A 9,744-nucleotide genomic window follows, 5' to 3' on the forward strand; every position below is an offset into this window, starting at 1 on the left:
TTGGGGTCCAGTGCAATTTTGTGGGCTCTCAGCATTCTTGAGCTTCCTCCACAGCCTTTTTCACACCTTCAAGCAACTTCTGATTCTTTCGGGAGCGCAAACCGTACAAACGAGCAGAAAACACGGTGATGATCTCAAGAACGTCCTTTGCAAGGTCCTCCTCGAACGTCGTATCCTCATCGCTGTTCAGGATAACGACCGACACGTTTTTCGCTTCGCAGATGGCAAACACAAGCTCTGCTCCGAAGCGCAAAAGACGATCTTTGTGGGTCACAACCAGGCGAGCGACGCAACCAGCAAGAATTTCGTTCAGAAGTCGCTTCAAACCTTTTTTGTGGTAGTTCATGCCGCTGCCGAGGTCTGAGATAACCTCAAACGTCCAGCCTTGATGTGCGCAATACAGTTCCAGAACCTGTTTTTGACGTTCCAGGTCCTCTTTTTGATCGTGGCTGGAAACACGAGCATACGCCAGAGTTTTGCGACAGTCCGTTTTTTGCCGAACCCGGTGAGGAAGTAAACCATCCAGGTCATAGCGACGCTGATTCCCGGAAGTCCTGACTGAGGACACCTTGCCTTCCCGATCCCAACGCCGAAGCGTAGAGACGGAAACTCCTAATAGTTGAGCTGCCTCTCCAATGCTTATATATCTGTTCATATTGAATATTATTGCACATGTTTAGATATGTTTCAATAAGCAGTTAACAAACCCTCCACGGGCGCCCCCTTGCGGCGCCCGCTGCCGGAAAACGCGCAGCAGCGCGGTGCGCTTCAACGCCTTACACTTCAATGCCTTGCGCTTCAATGCTTCCTAAGTATAGCATTGAGTATCGCATTGCCGCGTTGAACCCGTCCGCGGTTTTGCTCTATAATACTTCCAACTGATGAAACCATCCGAAAACTTTGAACCGCCTCGCAGGGCGGCCCTGCGAGATTCGATTCCTGAACGGGAGGAGAAACTGAGATGACGAATCTGGAACTTGCGATGACCCGAACCTGGGCGGAGATCGACCTCGACGCGCTGGAGGGCAACGTACGGTCGCTGAAGGGGCTGCTGAAGCCGGGAGTCAAGTCCCTCGCCGTGGTCAAGGCGGACGCCTACGGCCACGGCCTCGTGGAGGTCGCGAGAAAGCTCGAAACGTGCGGAATCGACATGCTGGCTGTGGCCTACGTCATGGCGGCCGTGACGCTGCGGAAGAACGGCATCAGGCTGCCCATCCTGTGTCTGGGACAGTCGGCGCCGTCCCTGGCCCCCCTGATGTGGGAGTACGACGTCACCCAGGCGGTGGGGGACCTCGAAAACGGCCTCGCGCTCTCCAGGGCGGCCAGCGCCGCGGGGCGGACCATCAAAATCCACGTCAAGGTGGACACCGGCATGGGGCGCATTGGCTTCTACTGGCCGGAGATCGGCTGGGAGGCCGTAGCCGACGAGATGGCACAGTTGTGCCGCCTGCCGGGGCTCGAAGCCGAGGGGCTGTTCAGCCACCTCGCCAACGCGGACGGCGACCCCGAATACACCCGGATGCAGCTGGCGAAGTTCGCCGCAGCCCGCCAGGCGCTGGCGGACCGCGGCGTCACGTTCAAGCTGGGGCACATCGCGGCCAGCATCGGCGTGCTGAGGTACCCCGAGGCGCACCTGGACATGGGCCGTTTCGGGTTGGTGCTCTACGGCTACGCCTCTTCGGACGAGGACGTGGAGTCCCCGGCGGAGCTGAAGCCCGTCATGACGCTCAAGGCCCGGATCGCCGCCGTCCGCGCGCTGCCGAAGGGGTCGAAGATCGGCTACGGCGGCACGGCGGTCCTGAAGCGCGACTCCGTCCTGGCCGTCCTGCCCACGGGATACGCCGACGGGTACCCGCGCGCCCTCTCCAACCGGATGAGCGTCTACATCCACGACCAGCTCTGTCCGGTGGTGGGGCGCGTTTGCATGGACATGTTCATGGCGGACGTCACGGACGTTCCGGGGGTCAGGGCCGGGGACGAGGCCGTAATCCTCGACGGGCGCCTGATGCTGAAGGCGGCCCTCGCGGGGCACACGATCATCCACGAGCTCCTGAGCTGCATCATGCCGCGGGTGCCCCGCGTCTTCATCGAGCACGGGGAAAAGAGGCTTTAGGGAAGCGGACCCAGCCAGAATCCACCAAAATCCAAACGAAGAGCGCGGCGGGAGAGCGTCAGTTCCGCCTCTTCAGTGCCGCGGCCAGGGCGTGGGCCTCTGCCAGCTCCTCGGCGGTGGCCGCGCCCTGTTTCATCCTCGCGTTCAGCGCGGCAAGGCGGGCCTCGCCCCTGCGTCGCTTCAGCGCCGTGCAGACGACCTCCCAGGGGTCCGTGCCGTCGGGGGAGGCGACGAGCTCGTCGCAGAAGGCGTCGCCCCGCGCCAGCAAGGCCAGGGGGTACCGGTCGTTCAGCGACAGCCAGCGCGCCTCCAGAGCCGCGGGGGACTCCATCAGGATGGAGAGGGCCACCTCCTTCACCCGCTCGTCGGACAGGAGCGCCAGCACCTCCTCCGCGGGCGTCCGACGACGGGTCCCGTCGCGCCAGAGGAGGGAACACAGCGCGGACTCGAGCGGGTCGAGCGCCAGCTTCCGCGAAGGCTCCCGCCCCTCCGGCGCGGCAGCCTCCGCCGGGCGAGACGAGGGGCGCGGCGCGCGGCGGCGAAAGTCCTCGAGCTCCCTCCAGAACTCGTGAGGGTAGAGGTTCAGCGCCCCGGCCAGCTCTGGGACGTGGGGGGCTATGCTGGAGGGGTCCAGCTGCAGGAGGCCGTTCATGAGGGACTCCACGCCAGCCCGGCGGGCGTCCGACGACTCCAGCGCCCCCCGCACGGCGGCCAGGTGCTGAAGGATCAGGGGACGCGCGTTCGCGATCGCCTCCTCGAAGCGGGCGGGGCCCCCGGACGCCAGCAGGAACTCGTCCGGGTCCTTCCCCGACGGCAGCGAGACGACGCGCACGTCGAGCCCCAGCTCCTGCAGGACGTACATACCGCGCAGCGTCGCCTCCTGCCCCGCCGCATCGCTATCGTAACAGATGTAGCAGGTGTCGCTGAAGCGCTTGAGCAGCCGCGCCTGGTCCTCCGTCAGGGAGGTCCCCAGGGAGGCCACGGCCTCCGGGAAGCCGCACAGGTGGAGCCGCAGGGCGTCCATGTAGCCCTCCACCAGAATGGAGCGCTTTCGCTCCCGAATGGCGCTTCGGGCCTCGTGCAGCAGGTAGAGGTTCCTGCGCTTGCTGTAGATCTCTCCCTCCGGGCTGTTGATGTACTTCGCGCCCTCGCCGTCCACAAGGCGTCCTCCAAAGGCGATGACGCGCCCCGCGACGTTCCGGATGGGGAACATCAGCCGCCCGCGGAATCGGTCGTAGACACCCCCCCGCTGCCCCTCCAGCGCCAGCCCGCAGGCGACGGCCTGGCGCTCCGTGACGCCCTGGCTCCGAAGGTGTCGGGTCAGGGCGTCCCAGGAGCTGCCGCTCCAGCCGAGGCTGAAGCGCTCCGCGTCCGCCGGGGCAAGGCTGCGCCGGTCCAGGTAGGCCCGCGCCGCCGCGCCCTCCGGCCCCCGGAGCTGCGCGCTGAAGAACCGGGCCGCCTCCCCCATGACCTCGTACAGGTCGCCACCCGCGCGCTTCCCGTCGCCGCGCCGCGTCAGCGTCACCCCCGCCCGCGCCGCCAGAAGCTCAAGGCACGCGCGGAAGTCCAGCCCCTCCGTCTCCATGACGAAGGTGAAGACGTCGCCCCCCTTGCCGCAGCCAAAGCAGTGGTAGTTCTGCCGCTCCTGGGACACGTGGAAGGATGGCGTCTTCTCGTTGTGGAAGGGGCACAGGCCCACGAAGTCCCGCCCGGCGCGGCGCAGCCGCACCCGGTCCCCAACGATGTCCACGATGTCCAGTTTTTCCTTGACGAGCTGCACGTCGTCGTTTGCCATAGCGGAAGCTCCTTTCGAGAGCAGGTCGAGAGCACGGCTTTGAGGCGTTCAAAAGGCGTTCAAGACAGAAAATTCGGGAGGGCGGACGCCCTCCCGAACTACAGTCGATATTCCGCCGGCCGTCCGGTTTATTCCGTTTCCAAGTCCTTTGCAGCAGGGATTGGAAGCTGGGATCAGAACAGCGGGGCCAGCACGAGGGCCACCACGGTCATCAGCTTGATCAGGATGTTCAGGCTGGGGCCGGCCGTGTCCTTGAAGGGGTCGCCCACCGTGTCACCCACGACGGCCGCGGCGTGGTTCTTGGAGCCCTTGCCGCCGTAGTTGCCCTCCTCGATGTACTTCTTGGCGTTGTCCCAGGCGCCGCCCGCGTTGGACATGAAGATGGCCATCATGACGCCCGTGACGATGGCGCCGCCCAGCAGGCCGCCCAGCGCCTCCTTGCCCAGCAGCCAGCCCACCAGGATGGGCGCAGCGATGGCGAGGCAGCCGGGGACGATCATCTGGGTGAGGGCCGCGTGGGTGGAGATGGCCACACACTTCTCGTACTCCGGCTTGCCCGTCCCCTCCATGATGCCGACGATCTCACGGAACTGACGGCGCACCTCCTCGATCATCGCCTGAGCCGCCTTGCTGACGGCCTCGATGGACAGGGCACAGAAGATGAAGGGCAGCATGCCGCCCAGGAACATGCCCACGATGACCTTCGGGTCCATGATGTCGATCTTGCTGATGCCCGCAGCCTGGGAGTAGGCGACGAACAGGGCCAGCGCGGTGAGGGCCGCGGAGCCGATGGCGAGGCCCTTGCCCATGGCGGCGGTGGTGTTGCCGATGGCGTCCAGGTGGTCCGTGATCTCGCGGACCTCCTCAGGCAGGTCACTCATCTCGGCGATGCCGCCCGCGTTGTCGGAGATGGGGCCATAGGCGTCCACGCTGAGGGAGATCCCCGTAATGGAGAGCATCCCGACGGCCGCGACGGCCACGCCGAACATTCCGGCCAGCCAGTAGCTGAGCAGCGTCGAGGCGCAGATCAGGAGGACGGGGATGCCCGTGGAGATCATGCCCAGGGAGAGGCCGGAGAGGATCACCGTGGCGGCCCCCGTTTCGGAGGAGGCGGCGACGCCGCGGACGAAGCGGTAGTCCCCTGAGGTGTAGATTTCGGTGACGTAGCCGATCAGGATGCCGGCCAGGATTCCGGAGGTGACGGAGAGGAACACGCTAATGGAGTTCGTGAAGAAGAAAAGGAGGCTGAAGACGAGCGTCCCCAGGATCATCAGGATGCCCGCCGCGAAGGTTCCGGTGCGCAGGGCAAAGGCGGCGTCACCGCGATCGATGCGGTCCATAACACGATCCATGCCGGGGAGCAGCCGAATAAAGCTCACAACGACGTCCGAGAAGGGCGCCTTGCGGGAGATCATCATGCAGCCCACGATGGAGGACAGGACGCCCCAGGAGGAGAGGATCAGCGGGAAGCCCACGCCCCACAGGCCCAGGGTATCGCCGTCCTTCGTGAAGGAGAACGCGAAGCCGATGGCCATGGCGGCGATGATGGCGTTGACGTAGGACTCGAAGAGGTCCGCGCCCATGCCGGCGATGTCGCCCACGTTGTCGCCCACGTTGTCCGCGATGACGGCCGGGTTACGTGGGTCGTCCTCCGGGATGCCGGCCTCCACCTTGCCCACCAGGTCGGCGCCCACGTCGGCCGCCTTGGTGTAGATGCCGCCGCCCACGCGGGCAAAGAGGGCGATGCTGCTCGCGCCCATGCCGAAGGCCGTCAGGACGTTCACGTCGTTCAGGAAGAGGTAGGCGACGGCCAGCCCGATCAGGCCCAGGCCCACGACCACCATGCCCACGATGCTGCCGCCCGAAAAGGCGACCTCAAGGGCGCCGCCCGCCGCGTTATCCTTCGAGTTGTCCGACGCCGCATAGGCGGTGCGCCCGTTGGCCTGAGTGGCCACGTGCATTCCGATGTAGCCCGCCCCCGCGCTGCAGAGGGCCCCCAGCACGAAGGCAAAGGCCTGCCCCACGCCGAGGAGAATCCCCAGGAGCACCGCGACGACCCCTACGAAAGGAGCCAGCCAGGAGTACTCCTTCCTGAGGAACGCCATCGCTCCCCCGTGAATGATGCCCGCAAGCTCTGCAATCCTATCGTTTTTGATAGAGCTCTCCGAGAGCTTTTGAAAGACCGTCCAGGCGTAAGCGCCGCCAAGGAGACCAAAGACCAGAGTGATGAACACAAGAACCAGCCACACAGCGAAAAACCTCCCACCTTGATTTTTTGGACGATTTCGGACGCCAACACGAAGGGCGGCGCCCCTTCCTCCCGGTGCGTCGATCCCTTCGCGGCGTCCAAAACTTCCTACTGTAGAAGATTATAGCGTATTCAGGGGGAAATCAAGGGCAAAATATCAACAAGACGGCAAGCTGAAGAAAGAAAGGGGCCGTCCTTGCGGACGGCCCCATCACCTGCACTCGACGACCGCACGCCCCGCTCTACGCGGCCCGCCTGCGCCCGCGGATAAAGGTCAGGACGAGGAAGACGACGGCAGCCGCCAGGAGGGAGCCGGACAGGAGCGGGCGGAAGCGCACCCACGCCACGGCGATGACGACGAAGGACCAGGCGAGCCCCAACAGAAGGGACACCAGGCCGATCCCCGCGCCCACGAGGCTCTCCAGGATGGGGAGGACCCCCACCAGGACGGCCAGGGGGCTCAGCACGGTGCGCAGTCCCGCGATGACGACGACGATTCCAACGATGCGGAGGATCCAGGCCATGGTGCTGTTCTCGCTCTTGGCATCCTCGAACATCTTCTCCATGCTGGCCTTCCCCATGGCCAGGCGGCTGAAGGTGTAGCCGTTCGAGGCAACGTACTCTTCAAAGGTGTCGTACATCACCTTCGCGATGATGGAAACGTCCGCGGGGGGCGTGCGCCGGAACGTGACGCGCACGTCGCCGATCTTGGGCGTGCCGGGGTTCTGACCGATGTAGATGGTGCTGCCCGCCACGTGGACCAGGGCGTCCGCGGAAACGGGGGCTTCGAGGTAGCGCCTCGCGTAGAGGTCCGAAACGTGAATGGCCACCGCGATGGCCTGAAGGTCCACGCTCTCCGGCGAGAGCGCCATGGGCACGGCCCCGCCGATCCGATGCACGAGGAAGGGCGGCAGCTTGTAGGCGCCGAAGGAAACGTTCTGAGCATAGAGTTCCTCGTCCTCGAAGTCGGCCAGCGTGTCGTTGGGGCCCATGTCGTTCCTGCTCAAGGGCTGGGCCGTGCTGTACATGGGGTCGTGGAAGGCCGAGGAGTCGATGGGGCTCGCAACCCACTCCCGGCTGTAGGTGTAGGTGGTGACGGTCTCCTCGCCGCCTCCCAGCTTCTTGCGCGTCTCGCTCTTCTCGTGCTCCGTCCACTGGTAGTACTCCACCTCGCGCGAGAGGGCGATGGCCGTCGTCGACACGCCGAACGCCGGGTCCGTCAACACGTCCGTCGTGTCCGCCCTGCCCATGGCGTGGACGACCTTGCCTTCCAGCGCCGGGTCCACCGTGCTGATGTCCGCCACGTCCTGCGTCTGCACCATGGCCTCGCCGATCGCCCCGGCCTTCTTGTAGGTGCGCCCCTCGTTCCACCAGAGCAGCCACGACCCCAAGAGGATCAGGACAAGCCCCGCGGCAACCCCCTTAAACGCACCGCCAAGGCGCTCGCCCCAGCTCGTGTTCTTCGTCTCCGTGTACGCCATGTTGCAAAGTCCTCCTTAAGTTTCAAGATTCGGCTCCCAAGGCAGGCCGCTTGAAATATAGCACAGAAGAATGTGGGACGGAAGCGTCCGGACCGGCGCGAAGGGGCAGTCTTTGGGGTGGTTTTTTTAACCCGCCCGAGCCCCGAGCCTTTTGAAATTTCCGGCCGGAATGTTAGAATATCCAGATACGTTCCCTACCTCCCGTTCGACCGACGGGCGGCCGGAGAACCACGGAGAACGCCGCCCCCCTGGGGGCGATATTTTTATATAAAATTCAAATATAAGGAGAGCTGAGAATGGCATTTTTTTACGAGGAGCCGTCGCACACCTTTTCCGAGTACCTTCTGGTCCCCTCCTACTCCTCTGCGGAGTGCATCCCCGCGAACGTGTCCCTGCGGACGCCCCTATGCCGCTTCCGCAGGGGGGAGGAACCGCCCGTTTCGCTGAACGTTCCCCTGACCTCCGCAGTGATGCAGTCGGTCTCCGACGACCGCATGGCCGTCGCGCTGGCCCGGGAGGGGGGGCTGTCCTTCATCTTCTGCTCACAGCCCATCGAGAGCGAGGCGGAGATGGTGCGGCGCGTCAAGCGCTACAAGGCCGGCTTCGTGGCGAACGATTCCTCCATCGGGCCGGACGAGACGCTGGCCGACATCCTGGCGCTGAAGGACCGGACGGGGCACACCACCGTGGCGGTGACCCACGACGGCAGCCTGACGGGCAGGCTCCTGGGCATCGTCACGAGCCGCGACTACCGCGTCAGCCGCATGAACTCATCCGTCCCCGTGCGCGACTTCATGACGCCCATCGACAAGATCGTCTTTGCGCGGGACGGCCTGACGCTCAGCGAGGCGAACGACATCCTGTGGGAGCACAAGCTGAACGCCCTGCCCGTGGTGGACAACGAGGGCAACATGGTGGCCTTCGTGTTCCGCAAGGACTACGACATGCACAAGGAGAACCCCCTGGAGCTCCTGGACGCCCAGAAGCGCTACGCCGTCGGGGCGGGCATCAACACGCGGGACTACGAGGAGCGCGTTCCGGCCCTGGTGGGCGCCGGAGCGGACGTGCTGTGCATCGACTCTTCCGAGGGCTTCACGGAGTGGCAGCGCCGGACGCTGGCCTGGATTCGGAGCCGATACGGGGAGGCCGTCAAGGTGGGCGGCGGCAACGTGGTGGACGAGGAGGGCTTTCGCTTCCTGGCCGAGGCCGGCGCGGACTTCGTGAAGGTGGGCATCGGCGGCGGGTCCATCTGCATCACGCGGGAGGCCAAGGGCATCGGGCGCGGCCAGGCCACGGCCGTCATCGAGGTGGCCCGCGCCAGGGACCGATACTTCGAGGAGACGGGCATCTACGTGCCCATCTGCTCCGACGGCGGGATCGTGCTGGACTACCACATCACGCTGGCGCTGGCCATGGGCGCGGACTTCTGTATGCTGGGGCGCTACTTCGCCCGCTTCGACGAGAGCCCCACGAACCGCGTGATGGTGAACGGCAACTACGTCAAGGAGTACTGGGGCGAGGGCTCATCCCGCGCGCGCAACTGGCAGCGCTACGACTCCGGGGACTCGGCGTCCGCAAAGCTGTCCTTTGAGGAGGGCGTGGACTCCTACGTGCCCTACGCGGGCACGCTGCGCGAGAACGTGACGGAGACGCTCAGCAAGATCCGCTCCACGTTCTGCAACTGCGGCGCCCTCTCCATGGCGGAGATACGGCGCAAGGCGAAGCTGACGCTGGTGTCGCCGGTGACGCTGGTGGAGGGCGGCGCCCACGACGTCATCCTGAAGGAAGCCGTCAAGAGGACGAAGTAGGCAAGCGAAGGGGCGCCGCGGTATTCGGCCGCGAAGCCCCCACTACTCCTCCCGTTGCGTATTTAAGGAAACACTGATTAAGTCGTTAAGAACTGTCAACCGCATGGGCTCCCTTCAGTGCCTGAAACTTCATCAGGCCGCGCGAAGCGCGTGGGGATTGGGACTGACGGCCCGTGAGCGCCAGCGAACGGCTGCCGGAAGGCTCCCCGAAGGGGGGTCGTAGCCCCATTTTAAAGCTTAAGGAGCTTAAGGAAGCGCTGAAGGATACCCTCCGTTTGATGTTCCTTGATCGCTTTCAA

Annotated in this window: 6 protein-coding genes; 2 read left to right on the forward strand and 4 right to left on the reverse strand. The window is 64.8% G+C overall.

Translation table 11 applies throughout. The features are described from left to right. Nucleotides 1–28: 28 nt before the first annotated feature. On the reverse strand, nucleotides 29–655 hold the full coding sequence (locus ACO41U_RS08925; protein WP_485943273.1) for an IS607 family transposase: 627 nt from the start codon (nucleotides 653–655) through the stop codon (nucleotides 29–31). 306 nt (nucleotides 656–961) lie between these two features. Here ACO41U_RS08925 and alr point away from each other — a divergent pair, with 306 nt between their 5' ends. After that, nucleotides 962–2,113: an alanine racemase gene (alr, locus tag ACO41U_RS08930; RefSeq protein WP_485943275.1), complete on the forward strand. Its 1,152-nt coding sequence runs from the start codon at nucleotides 962–964 to the stop codon at nucleotides 2,111–2,113. Between the two features lie 58 nt (nucleotides 2,114–2,171). Here the strand turns inward: alr and dnaG are convergent, their stop codons facing one another. From dnaG to ACO41U_RS08945, 3 genes are all read right to left on the reverse strand, one after another. Beyond that, complete coding sequence (gene dnaG, locus ACO41U_RS08935) at nucleotides 2,172–3,908, reverse strand: DNA primase (protein ID WP_485943277.1); 1,737 nt, start codon at nucleotides 3,906–3,908, stop codon at nucleotides 2,172–2,174. 173 nt (nucleotides 3,909–4,081) lie between these two features. Beyond that, nucleotides 4,082–6,157 carry a sodium-translocating pyrophosphatase gene (locus ACO41U_RS08940; protein ID WP_485943279.1) on the reverse strand — a complete coding sequence of 692 codons (2,076 nt, stop codon included), beginning with the start codon at nucleotides 6,155–6,157 and terminating at the stop codon, nucleotides 4,082–4,084. Between the two features lie 241 nt (nucleotides 6,158–6,398). Further along, complete coding sequence (locus ACO41U_RS08945) at nucleotides 6,399–7,637, reverse strand: TMEM43 family protein (RefSeq protein WP_485943281.1); 1,239 nt, start codon at nucleotides 7,635–7,637, stop codon at nucleotides 6,399–6,401. Nucleotides 7,638–7,933: 296 nt separating this feature from the next. Here ACO41U_RS08945 and ACO41U_RS08950 point away from each other — a divergent pair, with 296 nt between their 5' ends. Next, nucleotides 7,934–9,445 (forward strand): IMP dehydrogenase, encoded by a 1,512-nt coding sequence (locus ACO41U_RS08950; protein ID WP_485943283.1) that lies wholly within the window; start codon nucleotides 7,934–7,936, stop codon nucleotides 9,443–9,445. Nucleotides 9,446–9,744 lie beyond the last annotated feature (299 nt).

Source organism: Fretibacterium sp., from assembly GCF_057312375.1.

Bases quoted from the DNA above. Each gene is read 5' to 3' on its own strand.
- ACO41U_RS08950 (WP_485943283.1), top strand. From the start codon at position 7,934: ATGGCATTTTTTTACGAGGAGCCGTCGCACACCTTTTCCGAGTACCTT.
- ACO41U_RS08945 (WP_485943281.1), bottom strand. From the start codon at position 7,637: ATGGCGTACACGGAGACGAAGAACACGAGCTGGGGCGAGCGCCTTGGC.
- ACO41U_RS08925 (WP_485943273.1), bottom strand. From the start codon at position 655: ATGAACAGATATATAAGCATTGGAGAGGCAGCTCAACTATTAGGAGTT.
- dnaG (WP_485943277.1), bottom strand. From the start codon at position 3,908: ATGGCAAACGACGACGTGCAGCTCGTCAAGGAAAAACTGGACATCGTG.
- alr (WP_485943275.1), top strand. From the start codon at position 962: ATGACGAATCTGGAACTTGCGATGACCCGAACCTGGGCGGAGATCGAC.